A 17757-nucleotide genomic window follows, 5' to 3' on the forward strand; every position below is an offset into this window, starting at 1 on the left:
TGCCGTTGCTCGGCGGCTCGCTGCTGCTGTTCCTCTTCATCGACATCACGTTGGGGTGGCTGGCTCGGCGGCGCTTCGCGCGGCAGGCGGAAGGTGCTTGAAGATGATCGAGTCCGCTCTGCTCCGATGGGTTCTCACGATCCTGTTCGCCGCCACTGCGGTGTGGTTCCTGATTCACGCGCTGCGGCAGGGGCCGCGCACGTCGGACCGGGTCAGCTCGGCGAGCCATGCCGTGATGAGTGCGCTGATGGTGCCGATGGCATGGCCCTGGGGAATGCAGCTGCCCGCGTTCCCGCAGATCGTGTTCTTCGGGCTTGCGGCGCTGTGGTTCCTCGTCCTGGCCGTGGGAAGTGCGTGGTTGCGGACGGGCCGCTCGCACGGCGGGTGGTCGGCGCAGATCCATCACGCGATGATGATGGCCGCCATGGCGTGGATGATCGCTGTGCTGCCGCAACTCATGGCGGCCGGCGGCAGCGGTCCGGAACACGGTGGCCACCACGCGCTCGGCGCGTACCAGGCGGCCGCCCCGGGCGCCGGGGGCCGGCCGATTCCGTCTCGTCCGGCATCCCATCCGGACATGTAGGACCACGGGTCGTTGTTGGGCAGGCCGAACGGTGCCTGGCCTGCTTCCTTGGGCACCACCAGCGCGGCGTCCAGCATCTGGTCCTGCCACTCGCCGGTGTCCAGGAACCGCTGCGTGGTGCACGCGAACAGCCAGCCGCGTTCGGTTTCGTCTTCGTCGCCGGGCCCGACGACGACTACCGGCTCCGGGTAGGTGTGATCCAGCCAGCTGTTCGCCTTGTCCAGCGCGGCCTGCAGGTTCGACGCCGGTGCCTCCCAGGGAACCGTGAGGTTCGCCGATTCGGTCATCACCGGGCGGAAGAACCGCGCGACCACGAGCTGACCGATCTCGTCGTCGTTCAGCCGGGCCGGCGAACCCCGCTGCCCGTCCAGGAACACTGCCTGGTTCTGGTCCTGGAAGCCGTACAGCAGGTGGCCGGTGAGCTCGGCGCCGGACAGCTGCCGACGCAGCCACACCGCGGTGCGCGTGCCCGGACCGCCCTCCAGCAGCGTCGATGTCACGTCCGCCCACGTGGAGGCGGTGAACACCTCGGCGTCCGGGAAGTGTGCGGCCAGCATCCGGTCCCACCAGCCGGGCGCCTCATCCGCCGGTGCCCACGGCAGCGCCGAGGCCGGGCGGCGGTCCACGGCGGCGTCCGTCGCGACCAGGCAGCCGCGCGCGTTGACCCGCCACCGCCACGGCTCGGGGTTGAGGTCCATCGCCAGCGTCGCGTTCAGCTCCTCGTCCAACGGGTCGGCGTTGGACACCGGGAACGGCTGCCCGCCGTCCTTGGGCACCGCGATCGTGGCGGCCAGTAGCGGGTCGGCAGAGCCGCCCGCGCAGTCGCAGCCGAACAGCTGGGTCCGTTCGCCGTCGAGCAGGGGCTGGCTATCGGTGAGGGTGACCAGACCCCCGTACATGCGTTCCAGCCACTCCGCTGCCCTGTTGGCGGGGTCGGCTCATCGTCACCTCGGTATGTCTCGTCCGGCAGCTCGGTCTCTGGTCGGTCGGGGGGTCGCTCCGGCCGCCGCGCCCTGCTGGAGCAGCCGTCGAGCACGTCCATCATGGGCCGTGATCCCCGGCTTCCGCGCCGGCTCGCACACGTCATCCGGGAAAACCCCACCGGCACGGCCTACGCCGGGAGGCCGGTGAGGTCTGCTCGAACGCCAGGAACTTGAACACGCTCTCGTTCACCGAGGTGGAACCGGATCCCGCCTCGTACGCACCGATCGCGTTGTTGTTCTGCACCCTCAACGGCCGCGACGACTAACTCCAGCCCGGCATCGGGAGAACAGGCCCGACCGGACGGTCGTCGTCGACCTCCTGGTAACCAGCTATGTATTCCAACCGGACTCCGCCGATGAAAGTCCTTCCTCCTGTTCCGGATAAGGTGACGCGATGCCGAGCGTGGCATTGACATCGATCCCGCCGGGCGCATTGATCAAGTACATATATCTGTAGCCGCTCGCCGACACGGTGGGGTTGACATCGCGCACACGTGTCATCGCGTACGGATTCCGCGCAGTGCTGAGGAAGTTCGTGTCGGTAGGCCCCATGCACGCGTACTCCGCCAGGTGACGGTCCGCTCCGGTCACTGGCCCCTTTGGCCGCAGTCCACCTTCCTCCACCACTTGTTCGGGGGTTTTCTTGTTCAGGTGGTAGAGCATGTTGGCGTCTTGCCGCCACAGCGCATAACGAGGCGCTTCGCCGAAAACCGTGCCGGGCATCGCGACTGCCGCCGGATTCACCGGCGGCCTGCTGGAGAGGCTCGACGAGGATGCTGGTGGGTCGGTGACTCGAAACAGGCTGTACGCGATGGGTCTTCCGCTGGTCGAGCCGACATACCATTCGAACACGGGGACATCGGTCATCGCAGTGTACAAGCGGCCGTATTCGTCGGTCACGTAGTTGCCCATCGGCATCCGGTCCAACCGCATGCCGAACAGGTTCGCGCCTCGGTGCCAGACCATGTCCGGGCCGTACTCGGCTCCTCCGCTGATCTCCCAGCGGCCGTCGGTCGCCCGGCTGTGCACCGGTAGCCCGACCTCGGTGAAATCGTCCGGCGCGGGATACGGTTCCGGACGGGGCAACGGCCCTGCTCCCGCCCGGATGCGCAGGTTCTTGCCTTGCGCGTCGAGTTTTCCTGCCAATGTCCAGGAAAACTCCGCAGCTCGACCACGGGCGCCCGCGCCGACCCGGAGGTCCGGATCCATTCGCTCGCCGCGCATCGGCGTCGAACCCAACCGGTGAAGCGGCAGGAAACCGATCACGTTGTCCCCGCCCGCATCGGCCATCGTCTCCAACTGCGGATCAACGAAGTGGACAACACCATCGGATCCAACCCGAACCAGCACGGCATGCGCCATGCTTCCCAGGCCCTGCACCAGCGCCGCACCCGAAATGCTCCCCGGCTGCCGACCAGTGCGCTCCACCGCATCATCGAACGACCGACTCATGTGCGCCACGACATCATCGAAAACCGCACGCACCGCAGGAGCACCGAAACGCCCCTCCAGCGACTCGATCGTCTCCGGCTCACCGGCCTCCGCCACGACCGTCACGCCCCGACAGCCTCTCATCCGAAGCCACCAGCACCAGCACACAATTCAGGAGGCGATCCCGCTCATCTCGCTCACCACTCGACCCGTTCACCCCCACGAACTCGGGGAAAAACACCTGGAAGTACTCCGCCGCGGCCTCGGCGTCCCCATCAAAACTGCGAGCCGTCATCACCACAGGCGAAGCGAACTCGTCCCTTTCAGGCTCGGTGAAGACCGACGAGCCATCAGACGCGGAATCGGAATCGCCACCATCGAACTCGCCATCCACGTCCACCATGGACACATCGCCATCGGGCTCAACGCGGACCCCACCCGCCGAACCATGATGCGGTCCACCCACAGGTCCACCACCGAAATCATCGTCGGACGAATCGTCGGAGAACGCCTCCGGTTCGGTTTCGGTGCCCGAATCCGCCGGAACGTGCCTGGCGGACCGCAAGTGCCGCGCCGCCTCGGCGCCGCTGATATCGAAATCCCTGACGAGTTCGGCAACCGTGACCGAGTCTCCGCTGAGGTTCGCCGTCCGCGCATGGACCAACGCCGCCGCAGTGACCTCGGCCTTGGCCGCAGCGAGCTTGATCCCGTACTTCACCGCCAGCACCCTGGCTCCCCCACCGCCCCGCGCATCGGCACGAACGGCAGCGGCTATACGGGCGTTCCCCCATCCGAGGTCAGGCTCACTCCGGGACGTCTCGTCGTTCCAGAGCCACTTGCCGTACTTCTTGGCCAGCTTTTCAGCGACATACGGCCGGCCTTCCCTCGCGGCCTGCCTCGCGTCGTCGACCGCAGCATCGTCGATCAGCTGCCCGGCCTCCGGGATAGGCAGACCGTGTCTGTTGTGGAAGGGATCGGCGGCGCTGAACGGGGCGCCGGCGTCCGCTGCCCGGCGGACATCGGCCAGCCGAGCCCGGTGCAGCACCTCCGCGCCAAGCCCGCCGAGATCGAACCCGTCGTTCAGCTGCTCCCCGGTGACCAGGCTTCCGCGATTCGCGGCTTCGATCACGTAATCGATCGCGACGGACTCGACCCGGCGACGGGCCCAACCGGCAGTCCTGCCGTACTTCACGGCAAGGTCATCGACGGCAACGCGCCGATTGGCATACACGCCGGCCCGGATGTCCTGGGCCGCAAGGGCATCGACGTGGTCATCGATCGACACCTCACCGACGCCATACCTGCCCAGAGAATCCGCCACCGCATTGGCGTGATCCCGACGCTCGAACGCTTCAGTGAGCACCGCCCCGACCAGTTGCCGCTCCGCTTCCTCAACAGAGATCCCGTACTTCCCAGCGAGATCTCCGACAACGTAGCCCCCGGCACCATTAACGGCCTCCCGCGCATCGGCCCGCACCGCGGCCCTGATCCAGTCGGCCGCCAATTGCTCGGTCAGGCCGTACTTCCCGGCCACGTCCGCAACTGAGTGCGGGCGGCCGTTCTCCGCGGCCGCACGTATATCGGCGACTACGGCCGTTCGGAGCGTGTCGACCACCCACTGGCGGTGCACATCGAACCTTCTGGCAAGGTCTTCGAACATTTCGTGCGGGGCGCCGGCCCGGAACGATTGAGCACGCGCCCACATGCGCTTGACGCCAACCACCGCCTCGGCCACGAGGTGCTGGGCATCGGCGAATTCGAAGCCATACCGCCTAGCCAGCCGGTCGGGGTTGAGCGGACGCCGAGATCCCGCGTGGTCCTGCACATCCATCACCGCGGCCGCATGGACCAGCGGCGTCGCCACCGCCTCGTCCAGACCGTACCTGGCACCCAGCTGCGCGGGGGTGAACGGGTGCCGGTCGTACCTGCTGCTGTTCATCTCGACGACCGCCGCAGCACCGAACGCCATGAGTGCTTTGCCGCGCCCCACATCCCGGCTCAGAGCCGCGAAGTCGGGCACGGCTCCGGATTGGGTTTCCGTGAGGACCCGCTCATACCCGGGAACCAGATCTCCGATATCACCGGGCAGGTCGACGATCCTGCTCGCCACGTCCTGAGCCTCGGCCACACTGATGGCGTTCCGGTTCCCGACCAGCAGATTCGGCGCCCTGACCAGCAGGTTCCGCGCGTCGAGCGGAAGATTCGTGGCGGTACCGGCATTGTCGCCGCTGGCGTTCTCCAAGTTGCGTACCAGCGTCCGCTCCGCCGCGACCAACGACGGCGCACAGTTCTCCGTATAGGCCTCCGGCCCGGCCGCGTACCGCGGACCGTTCACACCCCACAAATCAGGATGAGCATCCAGGAACTCCTGATTCGCCGCAGGAAGAACAGTCAGCTCTTCGTCATCAGACTCCGAGTTGTAGTCGCTGTCATCCGAATCCGCGACATGCCCCTCATCGACGTGCGCCTGGCCCGTCGGCCCGGACGCGACGATGGTGGTCGGCAACGCACCGCCCATGCCCGGCGGACGCGGCGGCGAACCACCGAGGCCGGGAGGGGTGTCCTCGGCTACCGGGTCCTTTATCCCACGGGCTATGTCCATGGCGTCCCGCAGCTTCCGGGAGCCGTCCTGGCGGTCGGCTCGCCGCGGCATGGGGTCGTCCGGGTTCGCGCTCAGGATCTTGTACGAACCGTACTCGGCCTGTTCGTCGAACGTCTCCCTCTCGAACGCCTGCACCACCAGATCGGCGCGATTGCCCAGCCATCTGTTCGATTCGACCGGCAGGACCGCGAACCGCTCCCACCACTGCTTGCGTTCCGCCACGTCGAAAGCATCGTTGTTAGCGATGCGGGCGTGGGTATCGAGCAGTCTCCCCCCGGGCGCGTACATCGCGACCGCGCGCACCACCCGGCCGGAACCAAGGTGCTTCTGGAGGAAGTACTGCGCCGCGATCAGCGAACGCCCGGACTGGGTGTAGTCCAACAGCACCACATCACGATCCGCGGGCAGATGCCCCAGGAACTCGTCGAAATGCCTTTCGAGCATGCTCATCTGCTCGGGCGTCGGTTCGTAGTAGCGCTCGGACGCGGGTTCGCCGCGGCCGGGGGTCTGGAAGGGCCCGTGCAGAACCGAGTCTGGCGGAGGCAACGGCCGGAAGGACGACAGCGGAATGGACACCGCGTCGTGACCCCGGGACTGGAGAGCGGCGACGACCGGAGCCGGACTGCGGCCGATACCCACATAGCTGTAGCGGTCCGGCGGATGGGTGCGGACGATCAGACCCGCCAGCGCATCCATCCCGATCAAGGTGTGCTGCCGCTCGGCCTGCTGGTGCCGGTCCACCAGATCCCGAACCGTTTCGTAGAAGAGCTGTGCCTCGTCGAGGCTGTATTCCAGGCGAGGCGCGTTATCCGGGTCCCCTCTGCCGGCGGTGTAAAGCGCGACGGCCAGCGGTATGCCACCACCGCGGGGATAGGCGATGCCGTTTTCGGCCAGCCATGCCCGGGCTACTTCCGGAGTCAGCGGGATCATGTTCGGGCCGTCGCGGAGGGCAACGTCGTTCGACTCTGCCGGGTGCCGGTCCATTTCGGCAGAGGTCGCCTGAATGATGTCCATTGGGAGGTTCTTGGCGACTTCGGAGATCCGCTGCAGGCCCCCGGCCCGCTCAGGATGCAAATCCGCGTTGATCGCCTGAAGAGACGCATCCAGACCGTTCGTGTCGCCACCCACATTCCTGGCATTCGCATTCCGCAAATGCCGTAAATGCCGGAACGGCCGCAAGAACGCCGAGGATGGCGCACCGCCCATGCCCGGCGGGCGCGGCAGCGCACCGTCTCGGCTGGGAGGGGTGTCCTCGGCTACCGGGTCTTTTATCCCACGGGCTATGTCCATGGCGTCCCGCAGCTTCCGATGGCCGTCCTGGCGGTCGGCTCGCACCGGCATGGGGTCGTCCGGGTTCGCGCTCAGGATCTCGTACTTGCCGTACTCGGCCTGTACGTCGAACGTCTGGCTTTCGAACGCCTGCACCAGCGTCTTGGCGCGTTCGTCCAGGAGTTTCGAGTTGAGCGGCATGACCACGAACTGGTCCCGCCACAGCTTGCGTTTCGCCCGGTTGAAAGCAGCGTTGTCAGCGATGCCGGCGACGATGGCGAGCAGTTTCTTTTCCTGATCGGGCGCGTACATCGCGACCGCGCGAACCACCCGGTGGGAACCACCGGCCCGGTCGATCAGGTGCTGCTGGAGGTAGTACTGCGCCGCGATCAGCGAACGCCCGGACTGGGTGTAGTCCAACAGCAGCACATCACGGTCCGCGGGCAGATGCCCCAGGAACTCGTCGAAATGCCTTTCGAGCATGCTCATCTGCTCGGGCGTGGGTTCGTAGTAGCGCTCGGACGTGGGTTCGCGGCCAGCGGTCTGGAAGGGCCCGTACAGGACCGAATCTGGCGGCGGGGACGGCCGGAAGGACGACAGCGGAATGGACACCGCGTCGTGACCCCGGGACAGGAGAGCGGCGACGACCGGAGCCGGACTGCGGCCGATACCCGCATAGCTGTACCGGTCCGGCGGATAGATGTCGACGATGAGACCCGCCAGCGCATCCATCGCGGTCAAGACGCCCTGCCACTCGGCCTGCTGGTGCTGGTCCGCCAGATCCCGAATCGTGTCGTAGAAGAGCTGTGCCTCGTCGAGGCTGTAACTCCGGGAAGGAGACGCCTTCAGCGGGTCCGGCGGGGGGGCGGTGTACTTCTTGACGGCCAGCGGTATGCCACCTTTGCGGGGATAGGTGATGCCGCTTTCGGCCAGCCATGCCCGGGCTAGCGCCGGAGTCAGCCAGATCATGTTCGGGCCGTCGCGGAGGGCAACGTTGTTCGACTCTGCCGGGTGCCGGTCCATTTCGGCACTGGTCGCCTGAATGATGTCCGCCTGGTAGTTTTCGGCCAGGTTTCTGATGTGCTCGAGAGGCGCTGAGCGCGGCTGGGCGGGGCGCTCCTGGTTCCCGGCCCTCCCATGAGCCTTGGTGCCCACCGGCGAAACCACATGCTTGAGCACCTTGTCCGAAGTCACCTTCGAGAACCACACCTGGACCGGGTTGCCCAGCGTCGCAATCTTCTTGCTCTGGCCGTCGTAAAACACGATCTCGCCACCGCGCCTGTGCACGGTGAAGAAATGTCCCTTGCCCTCGCCGAAGTACGCGTACACCAGACCATGCGGACCGTCGTTCTTCCGACCGGCCACATAGTCGATCACCTTGTCATAACCCTGCTGCCCCCGCCCCTGCCAGGACAACGGCGGCAAGCCCGACTCCGCGACGCGGTTCGGGTCCACCAGCCCGCTCAGCTCGGCCTTGAACTCCCCGGCCCGCTCAGGATGCAAATCCGCGTTGATCGTCTGAAGAGACGAATCCAGGCAGTTCGTGTCGCCACCCTCGACACCCACATTCCTGGCATTCACATCCAGCAAATGCGGCAAATGCTGATTCAGGTACGCATCCGCGCCCGCAGGATCATTCTCGAACGTCTCCGCCGACACCACGCCCGGACGCACCGGCGCCTCACCCGACACCGCCGACGACTCACCACCCCAACCACTCGGTACCTGGGGCAGCGGGCCCTGCCAGTGCTCGAACTCGGACAGATCACGCGAAGCAGTCTCGGCCGGAGTCTCCGACGGGCTCTGGACAGCTACGTCGCGATCGGACTCATCCCCACTTTCATAACCTTCGTCGACGAACGAGCTTTCCACCGGCACCACCGGCTGTGCCGGCGCCACCTCCGGTTCCGGTTCACTGCCGCTCTTCGAAGTTCCAGCCTTGCCGGGCGTGGTCGAATTCGTCTGCTGATCGCTGCCGGAGGACACAGTGGACGGGGCGTCGCGCTGGGTCAGGGGCTGGTTCCCGGTCGACGTCTCACCCGTCGGTGCTTCGTAGGACAGCTGCGTCGAAGGCCGGGACCGGCCGACCTGATCGCCCACGGCCGACTGGCCGGACTTGTCCCGGGACACGTCCTGGGTCGAGGTGTTCGGCGTGCCGGCGGGGTTCGCGGGTGCTTGCGAGTTGCCGGCCTGACCGGACGGCGTGGACGTGGCGCTCAGCGTCCCCGCCGGTTGCCCCAGCCCGGCCTGCTGACCGGACGGACGGAGCTGCGCGGACCCGTTCTCGCCCTGCTCCTGCTGATCCGCTCTCGGCTGGTCACGCTCGAGCGACACCGAGTTCTGGTCGAGGCCGCGCTGACCGGCGTTCTGCTGGCTTGGCGCCGACTGCTCCGGCGACTGCTGCCCCTGGACCTGCTGGTTCGGCGACTGCTGACCCGGAACCTGCTGGTCGGGCGACAGCTGGCGCTGGGGCTGCTGACCGGGGTTCTGCTGGTCGGGAGCGTGCTGTCCGGGCGACTGCTGGTTCGGCGACTGCTGATTCGGGGACTGCTCGCTCCCCGGCTGCTGGGCGGGCGGCTGCTCGACGGGCGTGTGCCGCACCGGCGGCTGCTCGGCGGACGGTTGCTGGGCCTGGGGATTCTGGTCACCGACCACCGGATCCACGCCCTGCGGCGCGCTACCCGGTGGCGTCGTCGTTTCGAAACCGGGCAAGCCCTGGTCCGAGCCTACATCCTGCGGCCCGCCGGTAACCGGCGGCTGCCCAGCCGGTTGCTCCACCGAAACCGGTCCGGTTTCGACGCCCGCAGGTGGCAGCGTTTCCCCGCCGACGCCCGGGGGCGGAGACCCCACCGGCGGAGCCGACACAGGCGGCGAAACCGAAGCGGGTGACGGAGAACCCGCAGGCGGAGCCGACACAGGCGACACGCCCGCGGGCGGTGGAGCCGACCCAGGCGGTGGGGAGCCTGCGGGCTGCTCCGCGGCCGGGGGCTGGTACGCGGGCGGGGCCTGTTCGGTCCCCCACACCTCATTGGACAGCGGCGCCTCACCACGCGGCGAGTACGGAGGCGGCGGGACATCGGAGGGCATCCCATCCGGGGAACCCGCAGGGGCTTTCGAATCCGACCCCACCGGTGGCACCTTCGAATCCGGCCCCCCACCGGGAGTGCCCTCCCCGCCGGGCAGACCCTTACCGTCCGGGTCATAGGAAGGCGGCGGCGGCTGGTCCGGGCCTCCGGCAGGCGAGTTGTTCGTGTTCCGGTTGTTCCGCCACTCACGCGACCTGATCTGCGCGTCCCTCTCGATCGTGCCCATCGTGACACTCGAGATATAGGTCTGGAACGGGTCGAAATTGCCGCCGGCGAGCGTGATGACCATCCCCTCGGCCGGCAACTCCGAAGCGGCGTCGAGCTGCCCCGCCCCGATCGGCTTACGCACGAAATCGTCCGTGTGCCTGTTCAGCTTCGCCAGACGATGCAAGATCATAGCGTTGAACGCGGAATCGGCCCCCACAGCGCCCTCCAGCGCCATGCCCTTCACGTCCCAGCCGTTCTTGCGATTACCGTTCGCCGTCGTGATCCCCTGGGGCAAGAATGCCTGGAAGAACTCCTCACCGAACTCCTGAACAGGCTCCCACGCCATCCGCAACTGCCCGGAAAGCGTCGTGGCCTGTTGCTTGGCCGTCGCGATGATCTGCGAGAGATGCCGACGCCCAGCCGCGATCCACGCCGGAATCGCCTCGAAGAACCCGCTCAGATAAAGCCCGAGGATCGTGGACGCGAAAAACGCCAGACCGATCAGGATATCGTACTCGGCCTCCTCCCCGTTCAACCCGAACTCATCCACCATGTCCGCCGCGTACCGCAACGCCGCCGCACGCGCCAGAACCGGATCGGTCAACCCCCGAACATGATCACCGAACGCCTTCGCGGTCTCACCCTCAAGATTCGCCCGCACACCAGACGACAACGAATTGACATTGCTCATGGTGTTCACGTCAGCGTCCGCGTTGTCCCGCATCTCACGAGCCAACGCGTACATATCATTCGAGATCACCAACGGCGGCTTCTCGATCAGCGCAGTCAGCGAATAGTAAATAGGCGCCCAGACACCATCCCGGGGAATCTGGATCTCACCCATCACTCACCACACCATCCGATTCGGACTCACACCACCGACCACACCACCCCAGATCTCAGCGCCGGTTCGGCCGCTCCCTGAGCAGGGGCGGCAGCTTGGACTCGTCGAGGGCCGGCTTCTCGGCGCTGATCTCCCCGTTCAGCATGGCCTTCACGTCCAATCCGGGCGGCATCATCGGCGTCATGATCTCCGCGAGCTGGTCGTTCAGCTTGGCCCGGGCATCGGCGATCGTGCGGGTCACCAACTCCGACAACTCGTTCTTCGCCAGCCGACGATACGCTTCGTACTCCTCCCATAACATCTCCACGCTGCGGCGATCCACTTCAGACAATCCGGCCCTCCTGATAGCACTCCGAATCAAGTCAAAGGCACGAAGACCGACTCCTCGCCGACACGAGCCGATCAGGAGTCCTCTGGGCACCAAATCTGCCCGGACCGCCTTCCCGCCCGGCCGAGGCCAACCCCTCAACCGCCGGCACCCCGACGAACCGGCTTTGCCGCCCTCGGCGTTTCCGGCCCGGCCGCCAGCCTGGCCTTCGGCACACTCCGATGCCCTGATCTCCCTCGCCCTGCGGCGACTACCTCCTCGGACTACCCGACAGCACTCGCGCATAGATCAACAGGACCTTTCTTGTTGTGCTGTCCCCATTTTCGACACCCGGCGTGCTTCATCACTCGTCTGCTACCTGATCAGCCATTCGCCGGAGTCGAGAGACACGGATCGTGAAGCGACTTTGGGCTGAACGCGGGTTCTCGGCCACCGGGGAGTGAAGGTGGCCAGTTACGGTCGCCAGCGGTTCCGCGGCTGTGGGATACAGGAGTCGTCCCCTTCGCCAACGTTCGAGAGGTCAGGGTGCGCGAGTTTCCCCATTCGCCCCATGGCAAGCCGGTCGTCCTCCGTCACCGTTTTCGATGGCAAATAGTCCTCCGTGGACGATCGCGTTGACCGCACGGCGCACCTGACCGACTTCCACCTCAGCCGGGGATCTTCCCAGAACGACGGGTTCTCCGCCGCTCGCGTCGCGCGAACGGCGTGATCCCGCGCGTGCGACACGAGGAGTCTGATGCTCACCGATACCGCCACGACGTCCGGCGACACCGCGCTGAAACAGAAGGTGTCGTCGCTCATGAGCACCCTGAAGTCCGACCTGTGCGACCTGGTCAGGATCAAGTCCACGAGGGGCGGCGCCACCACGGAAGCGGCCAACAAGGTCGTGGAGCTGCTGAAGGGGGCCGGGGTCGGCAACGCCACGACCGTGGACATCGGAGCCGGCAGGGCACCATTGGTGCACGGCAGCATCACCGGCCGGACGGGAAAGCCGACGGTCCTGCTCTACGCGCACTACGACGTGCAACCGGCCGGGTCGTGGGACGAGGCGGAAGCCTTCACACCCAAGGAAGTGAACGGCCGCCTGCGGGGGCGTGGCGCGGCCGATGACAAGTCCGGGATCATGATGCACGTCGGCGCGCTGCGGGCATTCGACAGCAACCCGCCGGTAAACCTGGAGATCCTCATCGAGGGCGAGGAGGAGAGCGGTACCGGCTCGCTGGAGGAGTTCCTCGCGAAGCCGGAGAACAAGGACAGGTTCAAGGCCGACGCCTACGTCGTCGCCGACACCGGCGGTGTCGCGGTCGGCCGTCCGGCACTGACCGCCACGCTGCGCGGGATCGCCCAGGCCGACGTCAGGGTGCGGACGCTCGACGCGCCCGTGCACTCGGGGATGTACGGCGGTCCGGCCCCGGACGCGTTCATGGCGTTGAGCCGCATCCTGGCGACGCTGCACGACGACAAGGGAGACGTGGCGGTCGAGGGCCTGCTCAGCAAGCCGTGGACCGGTGCGGACCATCCCGACGCGACGACCTACCGGCAGAACGCGGGCGTGCGCTGTGGCGTACCGCTGATCGGCACCGGATCCGTGGCCCAACGGCTCTACTTCAAGCCGTCGATCAACGTGACCGGGCTCGACGGGGCTCCGCCACCCGTGCACCAGTCGCTCAACGCGCTGCATCCCGATGCCACCGCCCGCGTGAGCATCCGGCTGGTGCCGGGGCAGCAGCCCACCGACGCGGTCGCGGCGCTGCGCAGGCACATCGACCAGCACCGCCCGTGGTTCCTGCCGGTCGAGGTGACCTACGCCGGTGGCGGCGAGGGCTTCGAGGCCCGGACCGGCTCGACCGCCTTCGCCAAGGCCCAGGCGGCGTTGAAGGAGGCGTACGGGCAGGACCCCACCACGCTCGGCCAGGGCGGCTCGATCCCGCTCGTCAACCTGCTCCAGACCCGCAATCCCGACGCACCGGTGCTGCTCTGGGGCTGCGAGGAGCCCGCTGCCCGCATCCACGCGCCCCACGAGAGCGTCCACCTCGGCGAACTGGAGCGGATGACGCTCGCCCAGGCCCTGTTCCTCAAAGCCCTGTCCCAGCAGTGATCACGAGGAGGATGAAATGACCGAGCAGAAACCACCCAAGCTCGACGACAAGTCGTTCGAGCTGACCCCCAAGGGGCTCAACGACGAGGCGCGCATTGCCCGGCTCGGGGAGCTGAAGAAGTACCTGGACTACTACCAGGAGCGCTTCCTCGGCTACCAGGTGAACCAGGACCTGCACGCGATCCGGGACGACCTGTCGCACTTCCTCGGCGTGCACACGAACAACATCGGCGATCCCTACGTCGACTCCAACCTCGCCACGCACACCAAGCCGCTGGAGAAGGCGGTGCTCAAGCGGTACGCGGAGCTGTGGGGCATCCACCCGTACGACCCGTCCAGCAGCGAGAAGGCGTGGAAGAGCGCGTGGGGCTACGTGCTGTCCATGGGCAGTTCCGAGGGCAACGTCTACGGGCTGCTCAACGCCCGGGACTACCTGTCCGGTAAGATCCTGCTCGCCAAGCCCGGCAAGGACCCGGGTCTGCTCATGTCGCAGGCCGCGGTCAGCGCGCCCTACCTGGACACGCCGACCAAGCGGGCCAACGCATTGCAGCCGGTGGCGTTCTTCTCGCAGGACAGCCACTACTCGGTCGCCAAGGCCGCGCACACGCTCGCCATCCCCACCTTCGGTGAGGTCGGGAACAAGTACTACAGCGAGTTCCGCGAGTACGAGACCTGCGGCTACCAGGACTGCTGGCCCGCCGAGATCCCGTCCAACGCGGACGGCAGCATCGACATCGAGCGGCTCGTGACCACTGTGGACTTCTTCGCCCGGCGGGGACACCCGGTACTGGTGGTCTGCAACCTCGGCACCACGTTCAAAGGCGCCTACGACAACGTGGGACGCATCGCCCAACGGCTCCAGAAGGAGGTATTCGACCACTATTCGATGGGCGAGCGGGAGTTCACCGTCAACACCAAGGGCGGCAAGCCGATCAAGGACCAACGGCGCGCGTTCTGGATCCACGTGGACGGCGCACTGGGTGCCTCCTACCTGCCGTACCTGAAGAAGGCCCACGACTCCGGTCTGCTGGGCGACGAGAAGGTCGACATCCCGGACTTCGACTTCCGCGTCGAGCAGGTCAGCTCCATCGTCACCAGCGGCCACAAGTACCCCGGATCGCCGTGGGCGTGCGGGATCTACATGACGCGGCGCGAGTTCGAGATCCAGCCGCCGCCGATGGCCGCCTACGTGGCCTCGCCGGACACTACGTTCGCCGGCTCGCGCAACGGTTTCTCACCCATCGTGCTGTGGAACCAGCTCGCCAAATACCCCGAGGAGGCGCAGGTCCACCGCATCGCCGAGAGCGTCAAGCTCGCCCGCCAGACCTACCACAAGCTCAAGGAACTCGGAAAGCGGCTCGGTAGGGACCTGCGCCCCGGCTACACGCCGGAAACGCTCAGCGTGCAGTTCCTGCAACCGAACAAGCGCATCGTCCGCAAGTACTCGCTGGCGAGCGTCCCGATCGACGAGACGACCACGCTGTGCCACCTGTTCGTCATGCCACACGTCACCGAGGACGGTGCGCTGAAGAACCTCCTGGAAGACCTGGAGACCGACCACACGGCGTTCGAGCAGGACAGCGCCGGGGGCCAGACCGCACCGCCCGCGGAGTACCAGGCGTCGGAGACCACCGAATGGCAGGCCATGCTGGGCACCAACCGCGGGTTCATGTGACCCGCTGAACCCGCCGGGGCGGGCTACGGCTTCCGTCGCACGTGCTCACTCGACAGCTCGCCCCGGCAACCCAGTACCCCGGCCTGCGCACCACGGCCTCGCGCAACGCGCGTCCGGCCGCCCTGCCCCTGGGCGATTTCGCGCGAAATCGCCGCGGTGTCCGTGCCCTGGTGACGTCGCCCGGTCTGCGCAGCCCGAGTGGTGGCGAGGAGTCACCGCTTGCGGCGCGGGGGCGGGGCGGTGGACTCGCGCACCACCAGGGAGTGCGCCGTGGTCCGGCGACGGGGGCGGGCCGACGGTTCCTTCAAGGCGAGGAGCAACGCCTGCTCCCCCATTTCCGCCATTGGCAACCGGACCGTCGTCAGCGCCGGCGACAGGTGCTCCGCGACGGCCACGTCGTCGAATCCCGCCACCGAAATGTCCTTCGGCACAGCCATTCCGCGCGCTCGCAGGGCCGCGAGGACGCCGATCGCCATGTCATCGTTGAGCGCGATCACCGCGGTCACGTCGGGGTGCTCGTCGAGGACGCGCCGCATGGCCAGCGTGCCGCCGTCGCGCGTGAACGCTTCCTCGATGACAGGAATGTCCTCAATCGACAGTCCGGCCGCTTCCAGTGCCTGCGCGGCGCCCGCGAGGCGATCGGCCACTGTGGTCAGGCCCCGGGGGCCGGCGACGAAGGCGATCCGCCGATGCCCCAGGGAAAGCACGTGTTCGGTGATCGACCGGCCACCCGCGGTGTTGTCCGGCAGCACCGCGTCGGTGCCGAGGTGGTGGCGTCCGATCACCGCGACGCGGCCCCCTGCTTCCTGGAACGCCTGGAGGTCCTGCTTCACCGACGCCTGCTTCCGCGCATCCACGAAACCCGAGCCGGCGATGATGATGGCCCGGACCCGGTTGGCGATCAGCGTGCGGACCTGGGCGAGCTCGTTCTCCGGGTCGCGCCCCGTGTGGCAGATCTGCACGGTCAGGCCCTGCTGCGCACCGACGCGCAGCACCCCGCTGGCGATCTCGGTGAAGTAGGGGTCGCCGATCTCGTGCACGAGCAGCCCGACGCTCGTGCTCGCGCCGCCGGCCAGCGTGCGGGCGTGCACGTTGGCGACGTAGCCCATCTGCGCGGCGACCTCGCGCACCCGCTGGGCAATGGCATCGCTGACGCCCGCGGACCCGGACAATGCCCGCGACGCCGCCGCGATCGACACCCCGGCCCGCTCCGCGACGTCGATGAGCCTGAGCCTCGCGCGTTGCTGTGGCATCCGTGACCCCTTCCGCTCCGGTCCGCGCCGCGGACCGCGGACCACCATCATGATCCGTGGCCCTTGCCACTTCGCCCACTGGTTCCTATTCTGCCGTAAGCGCTTACGAAAACGCTTGCGGATGCCCCCAACGACGGGTGGACCATGAAAATTTCACAACGTCTTCGACTAGGTGTACTCGTGACCAGCGCGAGCCTCGCGCTGACCGGCTGCCTCAGCTCGGGCGCCGGAAGCAACGACGACAGCATCCAGATCGGCATCTCCCTGCCCCTCACCGGCGACTTCTCCGAGCCCGGCAAGGGCGTCCGCCGCGGTTACGAAGCGTGGGCCGACTACGTCAACGCCCGCGGCGGGTTGCTGGGCCGCAAGGTCGAGCTGACCATCCTCGACGACCAGTCCAACGCCGACCGCGTCGCCGCCGACTACGAGAAGCTGATCAACCAGGACGGCGCCGACCTGGTCTTCGGACCGTTCTCCACCCGTCTGGTGATCCCGGCCGCGCAGGTCGCCAAGGACTACGGCTTCCTGTTCGTCGAACCGGCCGGCGCCGCCGAGGAAGTGTTCGACCAGGGCTTCGACAACCTCTTCTACGCCGCGCCCGCGGTCGCCGAGGACCACTACGACCACCTGGCCGCGGCGATCCTGGCGATGCCCGCCGACCAACGCCCGAAAACCGCCGCGTACGCGGCCATGGACGACCCGTTCGCGCAAGGCACCGCCTACGGCTTGAAGGGCAAGCTCGAAGCGGCGGGAATCCGCACCGTGGTCGATGAGGTCTACCCGCCCAACACCACGGATTTCGGCTCCATCGCGGCCAAGATCGCCGATTCCCGGGCGGACCTCTTCGTCGGCGGAACGCAGTACCAGGACGCGGTCAACCTCATCCTGTCGCTGCGCCAACTCGGCTACCAGCCCGCGATGGCGGCCTTCTCCACCGCACCGACCAACCCGGAGTTCGCCAAGGCCATCGGCGAGCAGACCGAGGGAATCCTCTCCCCCACCGGGTACACGCCGGAGGCGAACTTCCCGTCCAACAAGGAGTTCGTCGAGCACTACACCCGGATGTTCAACGCCCCGCCCAACGAGGACGAGGCCAACGCGTGGACCACCGGGCAGGTCGTGGCCACCGCCGTGCAAGCCGTCGGCTGCGCCGATCCGGACCCCGACTGCCAGCGCAGGCTCATCGACTGGCTGCGCCGGAACGAGGTGGACACCGTGGTCGGCAAGCTCAGCTGGGACGCCACCGGAAAGCCGCGCGGCGCGCACCTGATCCAGCAGTACGTCGGCGGCCGGATCCGCATCGTGCTGCCAGCGGAGACCAAGGAAGCCGACCTGGTCCACCCCAAGCCGGCGTGGTGAGGCACAAGAGACCGGGGTTCCGCCACCCGCACCGCAACG

8 protein-coding genes and 1 pseudogene are annotated in these 17757 nt (G+C 67.3%); 4 read left to right on the forward strand and 5 right to left on the reverse strand.

All coding sequences use genetic code 11. The annotated features are described in order from the left end of the window. Positions 1-256: 256 nt before the first annotated feature. Positions 257-457: pseudogene (locus tag AC07EQ_RS06440) on the forward strand (DUF5134 domain-containing protein); the annotation flags it as partial. Here the strand turns inward: AC07EQ_RS06440 and AC07EQ_RS06445 are convergent. The 4 genes from AC07EQ_RS06445 to AC07EQ_RS06460 all read right to left on the reverse strand — a co-directional run bounded on the left by AC07EQ_RS06445 (position 403) and on the right by AC07EQ_RS06460 (position 11336). After that, complete coding sequence (locus AC07EQ_RS06445; protein ID WP_478386893.1) at positions 403-1482, reverse strand: YrhB domain-containing protein; 1080 nt, start codon at positions 1480-1482, stop codon at positions 403-405. The pseudogene AC07EQ_RS06440 and the gene AC07EQ_RS06445 overlap by 55 nt on opposite strands. Before the next feature lie 414 nt (positions 1483-1896). Further along, the gene (locus tag AC07EQ_RS06450; RefSeq protein ID WP_478386894.1) at positions 1897-3123 is read right to left on the reverse strand and encodes a scabin-related ADP-ribosyltransferase; all 1227 of its coding nucleotides are present in this window, start codon (positions 3121-3123) and stop codon (positions 1897-1899) included. Then, positions 3098-11005, reverse strand: a complete 7908-nt coding sequence (locus AC07EQ_RS06455; protein WP_478386895.1) for a hypothetical protein — start codon at positions 11003-11005, stop codon at positions 3098-3100. Before AC07EQ_RS06455 ends, AC07EQ_RS06450 begins: the two co-directional genes overlap by 26 nt. Before the next feature lie 55 nt (positions 11006-11060). Next, on the reverse strand, positions 11061-11336 hold the full coding sequence (locus AC07EQ_RS06460) for a hypothetical protein (RefSeq protein ID WP_478386896.1): 276 nt from the start codon (positions 11334-11336) through the stop codon (positions 11061-11063). Between the two features lie 733 nt (positions 11337-12069). Between AC07EQ_RS06460 and AC07EQ_RS06465 the strand changes: the two genes are divergently transcribed. Both AC07EQ_RS06465 and AC07EQ_RS06470 read left to right on the forward strand, forming a co-directional pair. After that, positions 12070-13431 (forward strand): M20/M25/M40 family metallo-hydrolase, encoded by a 1362-nt coding sequence (locus AC07EQ_RS06465; protein WP_478386897.1) that lies wholly within the window; start codon positions 12070-12072, stop codon positions 13429-13431. Positions 13432-13447: 16 nt separating this feature from the next. Next, on the forward strand, positions 13448-15106 hold the full coding sequence (locus tag AC07EQ_RS06470; protein WP_478386898.1) for a pyridoxal-dependent decarboxylase: 1659 nt from the start codon (positions 13448-13450) through the stop codon (positions 15104-15106). A 212-nt stretch (positions 15107-15318) separates the two neighbouring features. Here AC07EQ_RS06470 and AC07EQ_RS06475 read toward each other — a convergent pair whose 3' ends face one another. After that, positions 15319-16359: a LacI family DNA-binding transcriptional regulator gene (locus AC07EQ_RS06475; RefSeq protein WP_478386899.1), complete on the reverse strand. Its 1041-nt coding sequence runs from the start codon at positions 16357-16359 to the stop codon at positions 15319-15321. Positions 16360-16539: 180 nt separating this feature from the next. Here AC07EQ_RS06475 and AC07EQ_RS06480 point away from each other — a divergent pair, with 180 nt between their 5' ends. Then, the gene (locus tag AC07EQ_RS06480) at positions 16540-17718 is read left to right on the forward strand and encodes an amino acid ABC transporter substrate-binding protein (protein WP_478386900.1); all 1179 of its coding nucleotides are present in this window, start codon (positions 16540-16542) and stop codon (positions 17716-17718) included. Positions 17719-17757 lie beyond the last annotated feature (39 nt).

The sequence above is a fragment of the Saccharopolyspora sp. NPDC045839 genome (assembly GCF_056431645.1).